This is a genomic window from Bacillus sp. IT-79MI2 (genome assembly GCF_949768135.1).
GTDB classification, from domain to species: domain Bacteria; phylum Bacillota; class Bacilli; order Bacillales; family Bacillaceae_G; genus Bacillus_A; species Bacillus_A pseudomycoides.
In genome coordinates, this window is record NZ_CATKPV010000068.1 from 14900 (window position 1) to 34208 (window position 19309).

18 protein-coding genes, 2 pseudogenes and 1 riboswitch are annotated in these 19309 nt (G+C 34.7%); of the genes and pseudogenes, 7 read left to right on the forward strand and 13 right to left on the reverse strand.

The annotated features are described in order from the left end of the window. Positions 1-126: 126 nt before the first annotated feature. Both ACM6HU_RS17685 and ACM6HU_RS17690 read right to left on the reverse strand, forming a co-directional pair. Positions 127-459 carry a hypothetical protein gene (locus ACM6HU_RS17685; protein ID WP_016116808.1) on the reverse strand — a complete coding sequence of 111 codons (333 nt, stop codon included), beginning with the start codon at positions 457-459 and terminating at the stop codon, positions 127-129. A gap of 188 nt (positions 460-647) precedes the next feature. After that, entirely contained in the window at positions 648-863 is a 216-nt protein-coding gene (locus ACM6HU_RS17690) for a hypothetical protein (protein ID WP_139350076.1), read from the reverse strand. Positions 864-1325: 462 nt separating this feature from the next. Here ACM6HU_RS17690 and hpt point away from each other — a divergent pair, with 462 nt between their 5' ends. Further along, a complete protein-coding gene (gene hpt / locus ACM6HU_RS17695; RefSeq protein ID WP_003201413.1) occupies positions 1326-1856 on the forward strand; it encodes a hypoxanthine phosphoribosyltransferase in 531 nt (176 codons plus the stop codon). Positions 1857-2194: 338 nt separating this feature from the next. Continuing rightward, positions 2195-2374 carry a cold-inducible protein YdjO-related protein gene (locus ACM6HU_RS17700; RefSeq protein WP_006096330.1) on the forward strand — a complete coding sequence of 60 codons (180 nt, stop codon included), beginning with the start codon at positions 2195-2197 and terminating at the stop codon, positions 2372-2374. Positions 2375-2562: 188 nt separating this feature from the next. On the opposite strand, the gene ACM6HU_RS17705 is transcribed toward ACM6HU_RS17700, so the two are convergent. The 10 genes and pseudogenes from ACM6HU_RS17705 to ACM6HU_RS17750 form a co-directional block, all read right to left on the reverse strand. Further along, positions 2563-3159 carry a DedA family protein gene (locus tag ACM6HU_RS17705; RefSeq protein ID WP_016116811.1) on the reverse strand — a complete coding sequence of 199 codons (597 nt, stop codon included), beginning with the start codon at positions 3157-3159 and terminating at the stop codon, positions 2563-2565. After that, positions 3146-3736, reverse strand: a complete 591-nt coding sequence (locus tag ACM6HU_RS17710; RefSeq protein ID WP_006096328.1) for a class I SAM-dependent methyltransferase — start codon at positions 3734-3736, stop codon at positions 3146-3148. Before ACM6HU_RS17710 ends, ACM6HU_RS17705 begins: the two co-directional genes overlap by 14 nt. A 144-nt stretch (positions 3737-3880) precedes the next feature. After that, complete coding sequence (locus ACM6HU_RS17715) at positions 3881-5830, reverse strand: ABC transporter permease (protein WP_016116812.1); 1950 nt, start codon at positions 5828-5830, stop codon at positions 3881-3883. Further along, positions 5817-6587, reverse strand: coding sequence for an ABC transporter ATP-binding protein (locus ACM6HU_RS17720; RefSeq protein ID WP_003201420.1), 771 nt, complete (start codon positions 6585-6587; stop codon positions 5817-5819). The genes ACM6HU_RS17715 and ACM6HU_RS17720 overlap by 14 nt, the downstream gene beginning before the upstream one ends. A gap of 559 nt (positions 6588-7146) precedes the next feature. Further along, positions 7147-7952, reverse strand: a pseudogene (metQ, locus tag ACM6HU_RS17725) (methionine ABC transporter substrate-binding lipoprotein MetQ). A gap of 46 nt (positions 7953-7998) precedes the next feature. Continuing rightward, a pseudogene (locus ACM6HU_RS17730) lies at positions 7999-8399 on the reverse strand (ABC transporter permease); the annotation flags it as partial. Positions 8400-8497: 98 nt separating this feature from the next. Further along, a riboswitch (SAM riboswitch) is annotated at positions 8498-8607 on the reverse strand. 179 nt (positions 8608-8786) lie between these two features. After that, positions 8787-10361 (reverse strand): putative ABC transporter permease subunit, encoded by a 1575-nt coding sequence (locus ACM6HU_RS17735; RefSeq protein ID WP_033671605.1) that lies wholly within the window; start codon positions 10359-10361, stop codon positions 8787-8789. Further along, a complete protein-coding gene (locus ACM6HU_RS17740) occupies positions 10351-11067 on the reverse strand; it encodes an ABC transporter ATP-binding protein (RefSeq protein ID WP_016116815.1) in 717 nt (238 codons plus the stop codon). The genes ACM6HU_RS17735 and ACM6HU_RS17740 overlap by 11 nt, the downstream gene beginning before the upstream one ends. 141 nt (positions 11068-11208) lie before the next feature. Further along, positions 11209-11841 carry an SdpI family protein gene (locus ACM6HU_RS17745; protein WP_016116816.1) on the reverse strand — a complete coding sequence of 211 codons (633 nt, stop codon included), beginning with the start codon at positions 11839-11841 and terminating at the stop codon, positions 11209-11211. After that, complete coding sequence (locus tag ACM6HU_RS17750; RefSeq protein ID WP_016116817.1) at positions 11838-12110, reverse strand: autorepressor SdpR family transcription factor; 273 nt, start codon at positions 12108-12110, stop codon at positions 11838-11840. The genes ACM6HU_RS17745 and ACM6HU_RS17750 overlap by 4 nt, the downstream gene beginning before the upstream one ends. Positions 12111-12317: 207 nt before the next feature. On the opposite strand from ACM6HU_RS17750, the gene ACM6HU_RS17755 reads away from it, so the two are divergent. The 5 genes from ACM6HU_RS17755 (at position 12318) to ACM6HU_RS17775 (ending at position 18844) form a co-directional block, all read left to right on the forward strand. Continuing rightward, positions 12318-13013: a response regulator transcription factor gene (locus tag ACM6HU_RS17755; protein WP_016116818.1), complete on the forward strand. Its 696-nt coding sequence runs from the start codon at positions 12318-12320 to the stop codon at positions 13011-13013. Positions 13014-13015: 2 nt separating this feature from the next. Continuing rightward, entirely contained in the window at positions 13016-14038 is a 1023-nt protein-coding gene (locus tag ACM6HU_RS17760) for a sensor histidine kinase (protein WP_016116819.1), read from the forward strand. A gap of 94 nt (positions 14039-14132) precedes the next feature. Further along, positions 14133-16103, forward strand: a complete 1971-nt coding sequence (locus ACM6HU_RS17765; RefSeq protein WP_016116820.1) for an ABC transporter permease — start codon at positions 14133-14135, stop codon at positions 16101-16103. Between the two features lie 21 nt (positions 16104-16124). After that, positions 16125-16877, forward strand: coding sequence for an ABC transporter ATP-binding protein (locus ACM6HU_RS17770; protein ID WP_016116821.1), 753 nt, complete (start codon positions 16125-16127; stop codon positions 16875-16877). Beyond that, positions 16874-18844, forward strand: a complete 1971-nt coding sequence (locus ACM6HU_RS17775) for an FtsX-like permease family protein (RefSeq protein ID WP_016116822.1) — start codon at positions 16874-16876, stop codon at positions 18842-18844. The genes ACM6HU_RS17770 and ACM6HU_RS17775 overlap by 4 nt, the downstream gene beginning before the upstream one ends. Before the next feature lie 49 nt (positions 18845-18893). Here the strand turns inward: ACM6HU_RS17775 and ACM6HU_RS17780 are convergent, their stop codons facing one another. Next, entirely contained in the window at positions 18894-19103 is a 210-nt protein-coding gene (locus ACM6HU_RS17780; protein WP_016116823.1) for a YjcZ family sporulation protein, read from the reverse strand. Positions 19104-19309: the final 206 nt, after the last annotated feature.

Sequence of the window (19309 nt, forward strand, 5' to 3'; positions counted from 1 at the left end):
ATCCTTACAATTAGTATAGATGTTTCGCTTTCACTAAATTCCTTTTTATCCCGCATGAATGGAAATTCATGCGGGATAAAAAGCATTGTAGATTCCCTCTACAATGCTTTTTCTGTGTCTCAGTGTCTAATTGTTACTTTCGCGTGAATTTAGAGTAAAAGGGGCTGGAGTGATAACTAATTGTCTCGGCTCAGTTTTCTTTAAGTGATTTTTCACGTTACACTTACGACGTTGGAAGGCCCATGCCTCTATAGGGTTTGTGAGAATGATCCTTTGCTCTTCATTAGGGGTCTCTTCTTTAAGATTACAACTCTCGCTCCATTTACACCATTTCATTGTAAACTGTGAAGAAGAATGATCGTTTTCTCGATCAAACAAGTGCAAAAGGCCCATCTCTTCATCTAGTACCATCGTATTACTAGTTGATAACAAAGCAAGGGTCGTCCAACGTTTCTCCATTCCCTCCTACTCCTTTTCACATATAGTGCCTAAAGCTTATTTTACCTAAAATGTGCTTGCCTTTTACCTTACATCTATAAGTTTATCCAAAAGACGACTACTCAACTATCGATTTTTCTTACAAATCACCTTACATTTTTGTAAGAAATGAAAAAAACCCTTCATCTAAACGAATGGAGGGTTTTTAATCATTTTTCATCTATATATTTTTTCATATCATCTAATCCAGCTTCATACAGTTGCAACATCATTCCATGAGAAATTGCTCCAAGAACTAAAGTCATCCCAATGAGTGAAATGCGAATAGCAGGAACATCAATTAAGTAAGCCAACATACCAAGAACGATTGTTAAAAGTAATGCTTTTATAAATGTAACACTTGTGTACTGTTTCTTTTTCATGATTATCCCCTTAATGGAAGCGTTTTCTTAATGTGATCAGTATATCATATCATCAGACTATTTTGTGGGGATTTTTGTAAAAAGAATGCTATTATAAAAATAAAGGAATTCCTCTAAGATAAATCAAATTCTTTTTTATTTCCTCACCTCTACTCTCTAACCACGTTGGACGAAAAATAATACTCTATATAAATCTTCTGCTTACTCTATTCTATTATGTTTATATCCGTTCACTACTTTCGTCATACAATATAAAAGAATCATATAAAACATAACTGGGATTATAATAATTCTTGGCTCTAGCATGAACGGATCATAAAAACCTCAAATCGAACTTTCATTTTATTTTATTCTGGCCTTCCTAATATAAACCTTTAGCCAATATGTATTTCTCTTTTTTGACTTTTCCCCTTCAATCCTTTACAGTCAAAATGTTCACAAGTTTTACAACGCAGGAGGATTCTAATGAAAATTGAAATAAAAGATACTTTAATCTCTGAAGAAGCATTACAAACAAAGGTAAAAGAACTAGCACTGCAAATTGAACGCGATTTTGAAGGAGAAGAAATCGTTGTGATCGCAGTACTAAAAGGTTCTTTCGTCTTTGCTGCTGATTTAATTCGTCACATTAAAAATGAAGTAACAATCGACTTTATCTCTGCATCTAGTTACGGCAACCAAACGGAAACAACAGGAAAAGTTAAATTGTTAAAAGATATCGATGTCAACATTACAGGCAAAAATGTAATTGTTGTAGAAGACATTATCGATTCTGGCTTAACACTTCACTTCTTAAAAGACCACTTCTTTATGCATAAACCAAAAGCATTAAAGTTCTGTACATTACTTGATAAACCAGAGCGTCGTAAAGTTGATTTGACAGCCGAGTATGTAGGTTTCCAAATTCCAGATGAATTTATCGTCGGCTATGGCATTGACTGTGCAGAAAAATATCGTAACTTACCATTTATCGCTTCAGTAGTAACAGAAAAATAAAACCACATACAACTTCCATCAATTTTTGATGGAAGTTTATTCATATCATCCACTACTATATAAATACAAATTGAAAAACCAACATAAAACCTTTCTTTTTAGGTAGGAGAGCTCTCTCTTCATACACCGTGCCAAATTGAATTATTGCCAGGACATTTTACGATGATTTATAACCCAGAATTAGTATAATAGAGTCCTTGTTATACTTTGGTAATTTATAAAGTTCGCATTTTTATAAAATAAACATTATAATTAAAAATATAAAAGGTTGTTAACAAAAAACGTTAACAACCTTTTTATTTTTTTAGAAAAATTTTTCACTTTAGAGGAGTGATTGTATGTATTGGAAAAGAAATAATAAGCCTGTAGAAGATCCAGAAGAAATCGCTGTATGGGAATGCCAAACAGAAGATTGTTTAGGATGGATGCGTAAAAACTTTTCTTTAGAAGAAGAACCAAAATGTCCTTTATGTAAAGGTGATATGAATAGCGGGACACGACTACTACAAAAATTGTAAAGATTAGGTTCCATCTCCCCTACATTCCTCAATTATGAAATCCAATAAAGAGAAGATCCTCTTTCTCCTTATCTACAGTGCAAGTTTACTTCCTAATTATGAATTTGAAATAAATGATTGAAAAAAGCAGCTATTACTTAAAATAGCTGCTTTTTTCCTTACTGTCTACGAATATTTAGACAAGTAATCTATCCTATTACCTGATTTTTCTTTTGTATATATAAATATAAAACACTTGCTATGACGACAATTGTGCCACCAAAATAGAGGCCATACTTCGTCGCAAGTTCTACAATCGCCTCGATGTGTTTACCAAACATAGAACCAAGCATAAAATAAAGCAACGTCCACATAAATCCCGTCGTGTATGAATACAAAGCATATATTTTAAATGACATACGACTCATACCAACCAAATAAGGAACAATATGTCTAACGACAGGTATAAAATAACTTGTTACTAATGCATAATGTCCATATTTACCAATCATTTCTTGTGATTGTAAAAGATACTTCGCCTTTTTCTTTTTCATCAATTTATCAAGTACTTTATCACCAAAAACCTTTCCAAGTATATATCCTAAAGAGAGGCCGGATACGACACCTAAATAGGTTAATAAAAATGCTGGAATTACACTTAGTATGCCTACTGACGATACAAACCCACCACTCATCACAATCATTTCATCTGGAATTGGCATACCTACAATCCCAAACCATAAACAAAAGAATAAAGCCGCATAGCCATACTGCTCAATATAGGATAACAATTCATGTAATTCCATTAGGCGTATGACCTCCTAGCCTTTTTCTACAACTAAGAACATGTGCTGGAGGAAGATTCAACCAAACCTTTTTTAGTGAAATTTCCTGAAAAAAGGTTTGGATAAATGCTTTCCTTGCAAGCGAATATTGAAACGTAATAAACTCGCCGTCCTCACTTAATGACTCCATTACACTGGATAAAATACGAGATGATACTTCCGTTGGTAAGGATGTAAAAGGTAACCCTGATAATACATAATCAACCTTCTCTATTTGTAACTCCTTTATATATTTCTTTATGTTCTCCGCTGATCCATGTATAACCAAAACGTTTGGATCGTCCTTAAACTGCTTCTGTAACTTTTTGAAAAAAACTTCATTAATTTCAATCAAGATAAATATTGTATGTTCTTTTTTTCTCTTTATAATCTCTCTCGTGAATGATCCTGTTCCAGGTCCCAATTCTAGAATATACTTTGCTTCTTCGAAATTAATCGCGCCTACCATCTTTTTGGCTAATATGTTAGAACTAGGTGCAATTGCTCCAGTATTCTTTGGATGTTTCACAAATTCGGTTAAGAATGTAATAAGTTGCATCTCTAACCTCTCCCGTTCATTCAATATCGTCTAATATAGCTCCAAGTATAACTATCATTTTTTAAAAAATAACATGGAAATTTCTTAAGATTTTATGAAGAAATAAAAAACAGCTACCGCCTATAGCGATAGCTGCTTCCTTCATTACTTCGCGCTCACAATTTTATAGTAAGAACGAACTGTTAAGAAGTAATATCCAATGTAAATTACACTATATACTCCGATACTAATTAGTAGTGGGATTAATATTTCAAATGGTAGCAAGTTTGATAAGCCTTTTAATGCAAATAAACTGTGGCAAATCCCTACTACTAATGGAATTGTAAAGATAAAGCTTACTTGTTTTGCAATTGCTTTTTTCATTTCTTGTTTTGTAACCCCGACTTTACGTAGTACAACGTAACGATCGCGGTCTGCACTTGCTTCTGTTAGCTGTTTGAAGTAAATGATGGAGCCTGTTGCTAGTAAGAAGACAAGTCCTAAGAATAGACCGATAAACATCATTAATCCTGTTGCTTCCAGCATACCATGGAAACCAGTGTAGAAATCATTGAAAGGTCGCGCAACTTCTGATTCTCCAGCTGGCATCACTTTCTTTAATTTCTCTGTTAGCACTTTACTATTCTTCTCATCTTTTACATCGATATTTTTAACGATACGTGTGTCAGCTACTGCCTTCGCACTCTTATATACTTCATCTGGTACAACAACGAATAGTTCTCCTAAGTTCGTTATATTACGTCCTTCAGCACCTTTAATCGTTAATGTTTTCGCTTCATTACCAATCGGGAATACCGCTTTATTCCCTTTATATACAGTGCTGAACTCCTGCCCTTCAATATACATACCATCAAATACGAATGCCTCGTTAGCCGCCAAACTTACAGCCTCTACATCCATATTCTTTGCTATGTTATTAAATGCTGATTGCGATACAAGCTGATATTTCTCGGTAACTAAATAATTTGTATTCATACCCATATCTGCTTTTTCGCCTTTAAACTTCCCTTTAACAGGAACCATTTCTATTTCGAATTGGTTCGTTACAGGATGCTTCTGTTTCTCTTCACCCAAAATCGCATTTACTTTATTGTCAAGTGCCGCATCCTTTTTCTCGTAAGAATAACTGTGCGGCGCATAACCTTTCGTTTGTTTAAACGTGTTGTAATACATCGTAACAGACGTACCAACTGCAGTTAATGTTACCGCACTTAATATTGCAATAGTTGCTAGAGATTTTGCATTTCCTTTAATGCGGTACAGTAACTGTGACGTCGTTACCATGTTCATACCGTTATAGAAAGATGATTTCTTATGTCTTGCTCGTTTTAATACAAACACTGTAAAGAACATAAATAGTAAGTACGTACCAAGTACTGTTGCAAGTAGAATGTAAAGCGCAACTGTCATAAAGTCTGCATATTTAATAGCTTTAATATACATCAGTGATAAGAAATAACCTGAACCAATTAAACAAACTGAAATCAATGCCATAATCATTGATCCTTTTGGCATCGCTTCCCCTTCACGCTCCGCACGGAAAAGCTCAATTAATTTAAAGCGATAGATTAAACGATATCCTTGCAGTGATGTATAAAGGATAATCACAAAAAAGATAATTGCTGTATCAATAATTGCTCCCATTGGTACTTCAAAGTGAACATTTAAGTTTAGTCCCATCATACTTACTAATAACTCAAGGAATAACTTCGAAAGTACACTACCAATTGCAATCCCGATTACTAATGACATCAAACCCATCAGCATATTTTCATAAAATAACATTTTACCAATTTGTCTTTTTCGAATTCCTAGTAGTGAATAGAGTCCAACTTCTTTTTTACGTTTCCGTGTAAAGAATCCGTTAGAGTATATAATAAATACCGCTACGAAAATAATTAGCATCACACTGGAAACTTGGAATGCTCCACTAATTTTCTTAGAACCTTCCGCTGCCTTTTCCATTTGTGAATTATACTGAAGTGCCTTAAATGTAAAATAAATGACGATGCTAAAGATCATCGATGCAAAATATAAAAAGTAATCTTTAAAGTTCCGCTGTATATTGCGGAGGGCAATGCTAGATAACGTCATCCATTGCACCTCCGGAAATTGCGGACATTACGTCTACTACTTGTTGGAAGAATTGTTTACGAGTTAATTCCCCGCGGTGCAATTCTTTATATAACTCTCCATCCTTAATGAAGATAACTCGTTTACAATAACTTGCCGCAAACGCATCATGCGTTACCATTAAAATTGTTGAATTATCATATTCATTTAATGACTTCATACTTTCTAATAAGTCTGTTGCTGATTTTGAATCAAGAGCTCCTGTTGGCTCGTCCCCAAAAATCATACTTGGATTTGTAACGATTGCACGTGATGCTGCGCAGCGCTGCTTCTGTCCACCCGATACTTGGTATGGGAATTGACTTAAAATATGGTCAATACCAAACTTCTTCGCAATTTCAAGAACGCGGCGATCAATTTCATTTGCTTTCACTTTTGATAACGCAAGTGGTAATGCAATGTTCTCTTTCACCGTTAGCGTATCTAATAAGTTATAATCTTGGAAAATGAATCCTAAATGATCACGGCGGAACAATGCTAATTTATCATCATTCATTTTCACAATGTCTTTCCCATCAATTAAAATCTCACCGCTCGTTGCATTATCAATTGTAGAAAGAACATTTAAAAGAGTCGTTTTACCAGATCCAGAAGGTCCCATAATTCCAACGAATTCACCTTCTTGCACTTGTAAGTTAATACCTTTTAACGCTTCAAATTTATTTCCACCTGTATCATATACTTTTTTAATATTTTTCGCTTCTAACACTGTTTTCATCTCTATATCCCTCACTTCTTCTATTCTCTATTTTCACTATATCTAACTCCTACTCTTGCCACTATCGATGTTTCTTACACAAACATGACAGTTATGTAAGGGCGCTTATATAACTACAGATTGAAAAACCACATAACACCTAATCTTTAAGTGGGAAAGAGCATTCGGCCATGCGTAGAAGCGATTAGTGCCTTTTTCAGCCCCATGCCACGTGAAAACGAAGATAGAAAGTGAGTGGGGATTCGCTTGTGTATGCATAACCGCGTTTTATATGTTGGTAAATCAAAATGAATATATATACTAGTAGAAAAACACACATTTAACTTTATGAAATAACTACTTTGTTACTATAGCACCCGGCTAACATACCATCTATTCATTCTCCTTACACGAACATTACATTTCTGTAAGGTTAAAAAATCCGGTACTGATGATTCAGCACCGGATTCCTTATGAAAGAGTAATATGAGTGATGTACTTAAGCTATACACATAAAGCAACTAACTCCTGTGCTTGATCTTGAAGAGCTCGCTCTCGAAATTCTCCATTCTTTCCAAAGTTATTCTTTTACAGGAATAACTGCACCTTTATATTCCTTATTAATAAAGTCTTCAATTTCTTTCGAATGCAATACTTCTACAAGTGCTTTAATTTCTTTTTTATCTTTATCGCCTTTGCGAACGGCGACTACGTTTACATATGGAGAATCATTACCTTCAATCGCGATTGCATCTTTCCTTGGATTTAATTTTGCATCAATTGCATAGTTAGCGTTAATTAAAATAGCATCCCTTCTTTATTGTTATACATTTGTGCTAATAAACCAGGCTCAATGTCTGTTTTGAATTTCAAATTTTTCGGGTTTTCTGCAATATCTTTTACGGTTGCTTTTACAGGTTCTATACCATCTTTAATTTTCAAAATACCTTCTTTTTGTAAAATCGCTAAACCACGTCCATGATCAGTAATTGCATTACTCATAATAATTGTTGCTCCATCTGGAAGCTCTTTTAGGTTTTTATATTTTTGAGAATATATACCGATTGGTTCTATGTGTATTTTCCCAGCTACTTCAAAATCATATTTTTTATCTTTCATTTCTTTCTCTAAGTATGGAAGGCCTTGGAAATAGTTCGCATCTATTTCTTTATTCGCTAATGATTTATTTGGTAATACGTAGTCTTGGAATTTTTCAATTTCTAGTTTTACACCTTTTTTCTCAAGTAACGGTTTTGCTTTTTCTAAAATAACTGCATGCGGTACATTAGAAGCACCAACAACAAGCTTATTTTCACTTTTTCCTCCACAAGCAGCTAAACCAAAAATTGCCGTTGTAATAAGTGCTGATAGTAATAGTTTTTTCATGTTGTAAACACCCTTCTTCTTTTTTATGTATTTATTTTTTATCAATTCACGTTGTAACAAAATCACTAATCCATTGAATTAGGAAAACAACGAGTACTACACAAATTGTTGCAATGATTGTCACATCGTTATTCCTGCACTGAAATCCTTCTAAATAATCAAGTTTCCCTTTTCTACCAGCACTGATAACACCAGCCATTGCTGTATAGTCGTTATGGTAATACCAACTACTGGTGCTAGTAAGGATTCTAGAATTAATACCTTCCCAATAATCGTGCTCGTTTTGCTCCTATTGCTTTTAAAGCTCCAATAATTAAAGCTGGCAGTTCTGCACTTACCCCACGGAGAATCTTCGTAAACGGAATCGATAAAATAACTAAACATTCAAAATATCGAATGTATTATAGGATAAATATTACCATCGACTGTATAAATCGCTCTGTTTTCTCACAGAATATCCTTCACTCTCATTCGAACAACAAAAAACCCTTCTGCTTTTAGAATGAGCAGAAAGGTTTATATGCATATATCAACATTATCCCTTCCTCTCATCTCTCAAAGCATTTGCTTTGCAGGAATTAGCACCATTTCAACGTAAAAGTTGATGGTTGCTGGGTTTCACAGGGCACAGTCCCTCCACCTCTCTTGATAAGAGAAATCAGATTTAATTTTCATCCGATTTGAAATTTATGAAATTGTCTATATTTTATGAATTGAATTCTATCAATATACACTCGTTATATCAATAGGAATTTTCGCAAAAAACAAAACTTCAAAATATTAGCTTGATGGGTATGGGGTAGCACCTCTTATAAATCCCTTAACCAAAACCACTCATTTTATACTTCCTCTAGATTCATTGTTATACAGTAGCACGGTAATACTAGAAAGTATTGCAATAACTACAAAAGTAAATATCCTATAGCTCGATATCACAGCAGTACCTATAAGAAAGGCAGGAATGACTGCCAGAATCATGCCGCCAAACATACCAAGAAAAGCTCCCATACTCTGTTTCACTACTTGCGTTTCTGACACCCAATCATAATAAGCAAATCGGTTATTAATAAAAATCCCCCATACTGCTGAAAAAAATGAATATATGATTGGAGTTATTACGATTAAAATTGAAGTCCAAATACCTGGATTTAAACCTATAATCATAAGGATAGCGCTAATAATTGATGTAGGTATGCTGAGTGAAAGATTCATGAGAATCTTACTGTCATAAATCATTTTCGGTGTAAGAGGCAATGACTTGATAATCCATACGTTTTTCCCCTCGAGCGACAATGACACACACGTTGTACACGTCATTGCAATCATTGCTGAAATAACAAATGGAGCAACCTTTTGTAAAAGCGTTTCGATCCCAGGATATCCAATGAATTGACTTGGCCCTACTATAACGACTGCAAGTGAGAATATGACTGCCATGACAACTCCCATACCGATATTAATCACATATACTGTAGAAGAAAAGAAACGCTTCCGTTCTTTTTTATATAATGCAATCAACACTTTTTCTTTCTTCATATGATCAATCTTGTAATCGGAACGCGTATGGTACGTAGAAACTCCTGTATTGATTTGCTTATATTTAAGCGAGAGTATTTTTACAAAAAGATAATACCAAATAACTGATATGCTGACAAAAAGAATAAAAGCTCCTATATTCGCATCGACAATTGCTTTTTGAAAAATGTTAGCTAGCGGATACACTTTAGTCAATTGTTCCGAAAGGACTGCTCCAATCCCTTCCAAATCAGTCAGGCTATATTTCGTATTTCCCTGCTTGAACATAAAGTAGCCAAATATAATAATTGCCATAAAACTTAAAACGGTAGTGACTCGATTCGCATGTCTAAACTTAGATGCTATCGCCGTAATGCATGCACCAAAAACAGCCGCAATTGTTGTTGGAATTAAAGATACTGTAAACAGAGTTATGATCCACATTACATAGAAAGATATTGACGGATTCTCATATATACAATAAATAATCCCCATCGGTAGCATGATGACCATTGAAAAGACAGTATTTAATACGTACAAATACAAAAATCTACTAGCAATAATCGTATCTACACGAATCGGTAAAGACATAACAAAATCATAATCCTTAAAGGCAAAAATTTCACCATTCGCCTTAAACATAGTGAAAAACAAAACTAATATACTGCTAATAACAAATGCATAGACCGGAATGACTTCTCCTATCCCAAGTTTGATTAATCCATATGCCGCGCTTCCACAATATAGCATCAACATGACAAAAACCAATGCAATGGTTGCTGAAATTAAAATTTTATTCTGCTTCTTTTTCTTATCTTTTTCATATTTAAACGTATTGAGGCCGAGCTGCGTGATGAAACGAATTTTTAAAAGGGCCAGCATATTACTTCTCATCGGCAAGCACCTTCATAAAGAGCTCTTCTAATGAATTTCCCTTGATTAAAGACTTTACTTCCCCCGAGATTGCTAGTTTCCCTTTGTGAATCATCGCTATCTTATTGCATAACTTCTCTGCTACATCTAATACATGAGTAGAAAAGAAAATCGCACTGCCTGATTCACAAAGTTCCTTCATCATCCCCTTAAGTACAAGAGCCGCCTTTGGATCGAGACCAACAAAAGGCTCATCTAAAACTAATAATTTTGGATGATGCACAACTGCTGATATAATCGCTACTTTTTGTTTCATACCGTGTGAGTAGGAGGATATTAAATCCCCCAAATATGGTGTAATCTCAAAAGCATCTCCATATGTTTGTATCCGTTCTTCTCTGTCCTTTACAGACACCCCAAAAACATCCGCCACAAAGTTCAAATATTGAATCCCTGTTAGTTGTTCATATAAATCTGGATTATCAGGAATGTATGCCATGACCTTCTTACACGTAATCGGGTCCTTTTTTACTGAATGCCCATCAACAAAAATTTCGCCCTCCTCAAAGTCTATAACACCTACTAGCGACTTAATCGTCGTACTTTTCCCAGCGCCATTATGTCCAATAAACCCAAAAATATCTCCCGCTTGAACAGTTAAACTCAAATCATCTACTGCTTTTTTGCCACCTTTGTAGGTTTTGCTAAAATTTATGATTTCTAACATACTCTCTCCCCCAAACGATTTAGACTCACATATAACAAAACTGAATATTCAGACCTATATAATTAAAATGATACGCAATAAGACTTCATCCTCACCACATATCATTACTTGCAAACGTCCTTACAGAATCGTATCTACTATTTATAGTTGTTCCTTTTTATATAAAATATAAGAATATCCATTCGTCAACACCACAGCTACTAGTATCATTGTAAGCATCATATAAGACCTCCAACTAGCTGGCACAACAATACTTACGATCATCATAAGTCCTAAAATTACAAATACCTTCCCACTAAAACGGTGTGTTTTGCGCCATACTTCTTCATTACTCAATGTCCATGGGTTACGCATACCCACAAAGAAATTCGGTTTACACTGCGGTAAATAATTACCAATAATTAAAAATAAAATTCCAACAAGTAATTCGGGGATCCGATTAATAAATAATTTATACCCTAAGCCATTTGTAATGATATCTATGTTTCCGATAAATAAGACAACTAGCAGGCTATTATTTATCATCATTAAAGCTTTAGAAAATTTTTCATAGTTTTCTTTCTTTGGATCAATCTTTTGTAAAACATTTAGAAATACATAACAACCAATCATGATACCAACCATAGACATCATTCCAGTTAATTTCGAAGAAAATCCATCAGCGGTCCCGCCGCTCCAATGGGTTGCGATTGTATCTGGCAAGTATGGCCAAGAAATTGCCCATGCTACACATGTTATAAGAATTAGTATGATTGCCAAAAGATGCTTTTTCATTTCCCCTCTCCCCCTTTATTCGTAAACGTAAACACCCAAGTTAATAAATCTTGAAAAACAGTAGTATTTAAGGAATACACAACAAATTGTCCTCTTTTTTCATCTTGTATAAGTTCCGCGTTTTTAAGTGCACTTAAATGATGTGAAATACTTGGCTTTGTCATATTGAAGTGTTCGGCGATTTCTCCAGCCGTTAAATCGCCTTCTTTTAATAAATCTAATATTTTTCGCCTTGTTGGATCTGCTAATGCTTTAAATGCTTGGTTCAATGTCTTTCTTCCTTTCACTAATTAGACATTTAGATATTTATCTAAATGTTAAAATAAAAAACGTTTATTGTCAATTAAATCCATAACCCTTTTTGCTTTTTCCACTTTTATCCTATACTGTTTACTAGCACTCGTTTCAAGGTAATGAAAAGACAAGAAACACATGGTACACTATAGCTACAATTGTTTTTTAGGAGGAATATACATATGTATAAAATTTTAATTGTTGAAGACGATCCAAATATCTCATCTTTACTTCAGTCTCACATTCAAAAATATGGTTATGAGGCTGTTGTCGCTGATAACTTTGATGATATTATGGATTCTTTTAATAGAGTGAAACCACACCTAGTACTTCTAGATGTCAACTTACCGAAGTTCGATGGCTTCTACTGGTGCCGTCAAATTCGTCATGAATCTACTTGCCCGATTATTTTCATTTCTGCTCGTGCTGGTGAGATGGAACAAATTATGGCGATTGAAAGCGGTGCGGATGATTATATTACAAAACCATTCCACTACGATGTTGTAATGGCGAAAATTAAAGGTCAATTACGCCGTATTTATGGTGATTATGCTCCAAATATTTCTGAGCGTATTGTTGAAGTAGAAGGTTTGAAATTATTTCCTGAACGACCAGAAATCCATTTTGGAACGGGGCAAGTTCTTCTTACAAAGAAAGAAGCTATCTTGGCGGAAATGTTATTATCGAAACACCCTCGTACAGCAAACCGCGAAGATCTATTAGCTGCACTTTGGGACGATGAAAGCTTCGTTGAAGAAAACACATTGAATGTAAACATTACACGTCTTCGTAAGAAATTTAATGAGCTTGGTATTGAAAATGCAATTGAAACAGTACGCGGATTAGGGTATCGTTTTAACGCAACTTGGAGTGAATAAGAATGAAGTTATTTTTGCGTGATCATTTTGCGTTTTTTCTATTATATGCACTAAACTTCGGTATCATTTTTATTCTCTATGATGCTGTAGATGGATTCCAAAACAACAAATTCTACTTTATTGTATTAAGCTTATATTTATTTATTTGCTTTCTCGCTTATCGCTATGTTCGCAACCGCAGAATGTACCACAGATTAAGTGAGCCACCAGAAAAAATGGAAGATGCGTTTATTGAAAGAGCAACTGCCCCAATGCCACACGGCGTAAATGAGCTTGTTCGGACTCAGTATCGTCTATTCCAAAAAGAACTGCAATCATATGAAGTCAAACAACAAGAACACCAATTGTTTATTAATCACTGGGTACATCAAATGAAAACGCCAGTTTCTATTATGCAGCTGATGGTACTAGAAATGGAAGATGAACATCTCATTCCGAAGTTTAAGAAAGAACTAGAAAGATTAAATCAAGGACTTGATATGGCGTTATATATGGCGAGGCTGAATAACTTCCACGAGGATTTCCATGTAGAAACACTCTCCTTAAAAGATGCTGTAACGAAAAATATCAATGGCTTAAAGGAACTCTTTATTCGCAACGGAGTCTTCCCTGTTTTAGAAGTTCATTCCGATCTTAAAGTTGCTTCGGACGCAAAATGGTTAAAGTTTATCATTTACCAATTAATGACAAATGCTGTTCGTTATTCTGGTGAACGCGGAAAGAAAGTCTTCTTGTCTGCTTATCGAAATGGAAAAGATATTATTTTAGAAGTTCGTGATGAAGGTGTTGGTATCCCTCAGGAAGATGTTCGAAGAGTATTTGAACCATTTTACACAGGGAAAAATGGACGTACTTTCGGAGAATCAACTGGTATGGGGCTTTATATTGTCAGTAAAATTTGCTCTTATTTAGGTCATTCCGTGAAGTTAGACTCTGAAGTAGGCAAAGGAACTAGCATTAAAATCATCTTCCATAACGCTTTAAATCATCAAGCAGACGGCTCGGGGAAGGTGATTGAAGAATGAACATACACAATTTCAACAAAATGTATGAGAACTCACTCTCATACATTTTTTGCAACATGACTACATCTTTTTCTTCTAGTTGGAGGTATACAGCATGACTTTTTGGCAGTTTGCATTTAAAAACGTAACGCGAAATTCCCGTGCTTATTTTGCCTACTTTTTAAGCAGTGCGTTTTCCATTGCCATTTTCTTTTCGTTTGCAGTATATTTATTTCATCCTCGGTTACAAAATTTAAGTACAGTTGATGGAATTACAGGGTTAATGGTATTTTCAGAAGTGGTCATTGTGTGCTTTTCCTTTTTCTTTCTGCTTTATTCCATCGGCACTTTCTTAAAAGTTCGTAAAAAACAATTTGGAGTTTTAACCGTTTTAGGAATATCGAGAAAGCAATTAAAACGTCTTGTTTTTATGGAAAATATGTTAATTGGGATATTGTCCATCTTTGTTGGCATTCAACTCGGACTCGTATTCTCACAATTTTTCTTATTAGTAACAGCAAAAATTACACACGTTCCAGGATTGTATTTATATTGGCCTACAGGAGCCATCATTTTAACAACAACAACCTTTCTTGGACTCTTTATCATTGTTTCTGCTTTTACTCCTATGCTCATTCGCACACGAAAAGCAGTACGCCTTTTAAAAGAAGGAAAAGTAAAGCAAAAAGAGCGAAAACCATCTATACTTATTTCTTTATTTGGTGCTCTATGTTTGCTATCGGGATATGTACTAGCCGGAAATCCACAGTTCTTTTTATCGCTCGGTATAGACATAGGATCGATTTACATGTTCTCTAGTATTTTCGTCATTCCGTCACTTGTGGCAATTGGAACATACCTTTTCTTTTCACAAATTTGCTTCCTGCTCATTCGCATTTTGAAAACAAGACGAAAATTTTACATGAAGCGAATTAATATGCTGTGGATTTCAGACTTGGCAAGCCGTATTCGAACAAATATTAATATGCTTTTTATTGTAGCTATGTTATCTACTCTCGCATTTACAATGATTACATTCATATATGGGTTTGGGAAATTTATAAAATTGGAGGTAGCCAAAAATAGTCCATTCCCATTTACCTACCTTTCATATGATGCTAATCCCATGGCCTCTCAACATATAGACTGGTTAGAAAAGCGACTGAGCAAAGAAGAGTTTACATATAAAACGTTTAAAACCGATTTATATGCAGTGTCATTGAAAGAAGATAAAACGACTCCCTATGAAAGAGAAGTGTATGTATTAAAGCAAAGTGACTATAACAAGCTTGCTACTGCTTTAAATCTCAAACGCCTTTCTGTAAAGGGGAATGAAACATACATCCTTCCTGGACATGGATATCAAAACTTGCTAGGCCCTCTGGAGGGACAGGTCGAACAAAAAAACGTTACACTTTCTCAAAATTCCTTTACCTTACATGTAAAGGGATTTGAAACTTTTAGTGTAATCCCAACTGGACTGGCATCACAATTGTTAATTTTATCTGATGATACAGTACGCTCCTTATCGAGTAGCATCAAACATATGGAACTGTATAGCGTTCAAGTACAAAATTGGGAAAAAACACATGTAATCGCAGCGGAATTTATAACAAAATTGCAGAAAGACCGAGAGAGTATCGCATCTAAAGAGCCTTTATATATCATGGAGGAAGCGAGTAATTCGCTATACGAAATCAAATTAGGCGCCGCTTCTTTCTTCTTTATCGGTACGTTCCTTGGTGTCATTTTCTTCATCGGAGCTGGAAGTGTACTTTACTTCCGAATGTATACGGATTTAACAAATGAACAAGAAAAATATATTACCGTTACAAAAATCGGTTTAACGGAATCTGAAATGAAACGCTCAGCTACCATTCAGCTTGCGATCTTATTCTTTGTTCCCTATATTATGGCCTCCATCCATACGATGTTTGCTACAAAGATGTTACAAGAGATCATAAACCTATCATTATTTGCTGAAGTTACGGTTGTCCTTACGATTTTTGGAACGATTGAAATTCTCTTTTTCTTATTAATTCGTTCCCTATATATGCAAAAATTATCTCAGCATATTAAGTTTTAAGAAATAGAAAGGTGATTTTTTATGGAAGAAGTATTACACATTAAAAATGTCTCCAAAGTGTATGAGGGCAAAGTCCCTCATACTGCTTTAAAAAATATAAATTTACATGTAGATAAAGGTGAATTTGTCGCAATTATGGGTCCTTCAGGGAGCGGTAAATCTACTTTCTTAAATGTCATTTCAACAATTGATTCTCCTACTGCTGGTGAAGTGTTTATTAACGGAAAACAACCTCATACATTCCGCCGTGAAAAGCTAGCTGTTTTCCGCCGCCAAGAACTAGGGTTTGTTTTTCAAAACTTTAACTTATTAGATACGTTAACAATCGGTGAGAATATTGTATTACCATTAACGTTAGATAATGTTCCTCTTAAAGAAATGGATAAAAAACTGGATAATATTTCAAATAAACTTGGAATTGATCATATTTTAAATAAGCGGATTTTTGAAGTTTCTGGCGGACAAGCGCAGCGTACAGCTGTAGCTCGCGCTGTTATTCATCATCCATCGCTCTTGCTTGCTGATGAACCTACTGGAAACTTAGACTCAAAAGCTGCCATTGATGTAATGGAGTTATTTACAAAGTTAAATAAAGAAGAAAAAGCGACCATTTTAATGGTAACTCATGATCCATTTGCAGCTAGCTATTGCAACCGCGTTATTTTTATTAAAGATGGCGAGCTTTATAATGAATTACACCGCGGATTATATCGAGAAAAGTTCTATCAAGAAATATTAGATGTGTTGGCTTTATTAGGAGGAAGACGTGGATGACGTTTTGGCAATTTGCATTTAAAAATGTCATGCGTAATTCTAAAGCATATTTTGCTTATTTTGTAAGCAGTGCTTTTTCGATAATGGTTTTCTTCTCACTTACTGTATACTCGTACCATCCGCGTTTACAGAACTTACATGAACAAGGACCTTTGATGAATCTAATTGGAATGGCGCAATTTGTTATCGTCATGTTCTCGTTCTTTTTCTTGCTGTATTCGATTGGAACATTTTTAAATGTACGTAAAAAACAATTTGGTATTTTAACCGTTCTCGGTATTTCCAATAAACAATTAAAGCGACTTGTGTTTACGGAAAATATGATAATCGGACTATTAGCCATTTTTGCTGGTATTCAAGGTGGTCTTGTTTTTTCTAACCTTTTTCTATTGGTTACGTCCAAATTAACAGGTGCAACAGGGCTCTACTTATATTGGCCAACGAAAGCAATTATCGTCACAACTGTAACTTTCATCATTCTGTTTTTTATCGTTTCTACGTTTACACCTATGTTCGTTCGTACACGTAAAACGATTCGTCTCATTAAAAACGAGCAAAAGTTAGGAAAAGAAAAACGGCCTTCTATTCTCACTTCTTTATTTGCTTTAGCTTGTTTAGGACTATGCTATTATATCGCTGGATACCCGAAAGGATATTTCACCGAAAAAAACGTACAGGATGGCTCTGTAGTCTTCATTATTTTATCCATATTGCCACTTGTAATAATTGGAACGTATTTATTCTTTTCTCAAACGTTTCTTCTCTTTATATCTATTTTAAAAAAGAGAAGAAGATTTTACATGAAACAAATGAATATGTTATGGATTTCAGATTTAGTTGCACGTACGCGTGGTAATATTAATATGCTCTTTATTGTTACTATGTTATCTGCGCTTGCTTTCACAATTATTACACCGCTCTTTGCTATGAATAATTACACAAGGGCCTCTATTCTGGAACAATACCCTGTCCCATTCACCTATACATCTAATGAGGGGAATTCATTCGAACAAAAACATATTGCTACAATAGAACAAGAACTTACAAATCATCAATTTCAATATCAAAAATATAAATTTAGAGTTTTAAAAGATAAAGCTCTAGAACAAGACATTGTTATTATGAAAATGAGTGATTATAATACACTAGCTAAACTGTTGAAGCAACCAGAAGTTCAGTTAGATCCAGCCGATGCATATGTAATTTCTAGATATTCACCAACACTATTAAATTTAATAACCAATCCGTTCGCGAAGCAACAAACCATTACTTTAGAATCTAATAAAAAAGAATTTCACATTAAAGGATTTTTAAATCCAGGAGTAGAGCCGCAATACGCTCTTCCGCATACAATTGTGATGCAAGATTACGTAATTGACAACATGCTTCCGCATATTGAAACGATTACCATTTATAACTATCTTGTTGAAAATTGGGAAGACACTCTTATCCCTACCAAAAATATAATAAATAGTCTAGATAAAGATCGAAATGATTTATTGAAGAACAAAGAGCAAGAAGAACAACATACTGTTGTCCCATTCAGCCTTTTTACATCTAGTGACGAACTAGCATACAGCAAAAAAAGTAATGTTTCTAGTTTCTTTATTGGAACGTTTCTCGGCATTATCTTCTTTATTGGAGCCGCAAGTGTCTTATATTTCCGTATGTATAACGATTTAACAAGGGAAGAACAAAAGTATATTACCATTACAAAAATTGGATTAACAGAATCTGAAATGTTCCGTTCTGCAACAATTCAACTGGCTATTTTATTTTTCGTACCTTATGTGGTTGCTACTGTCCATACAATATTTGCAATTCAATTTTTACAAGCATTACTTGCCCTTTCTTTACTCAAAGAACTATTATTTGTACTCACTTTATTTGGGATTATTGAGATCATTTTCTTCTTTTTAATCCGCTCCCTTTACATGAATAAATTATCACAACGCCTTAAATTGTGAATAAAATAGCCTTGTGCGCGTGCACAAGGCTATTTCCAATAGTTTTTGTTTAGCAGTATCCGTAACCACCAAAGCCACCATAGCCGCCGCCAAAGCCACCGCCATAGCCGCAACCGCCACCGAAGCAGCTAGCACCGATGATAATCAATAAAATAAACAATACAATTAGAAGCGCAAAACCGCCACCGAAGCCGTGTCTTATGTGTCTATGGTGATGTTCATGTCTGTCATCGCATCTGTCATCGCATTTATCACTCATTACTCTATTCCTCCTTTAATATCATTCGTAACAACAAGGGGATCCTATCATGTTCTAAATGAGCGGATTCAATTTATATTATGTTTACATGTAGAATCGGGAGCTTGTTTCCCCAAAAACGGGCTTGTCTTGTGAAAGGATACAATTAAATCATCAATGAAAGGCTTAATGCCCACAAATCACAAAAAAACCTACGATAATGGAAT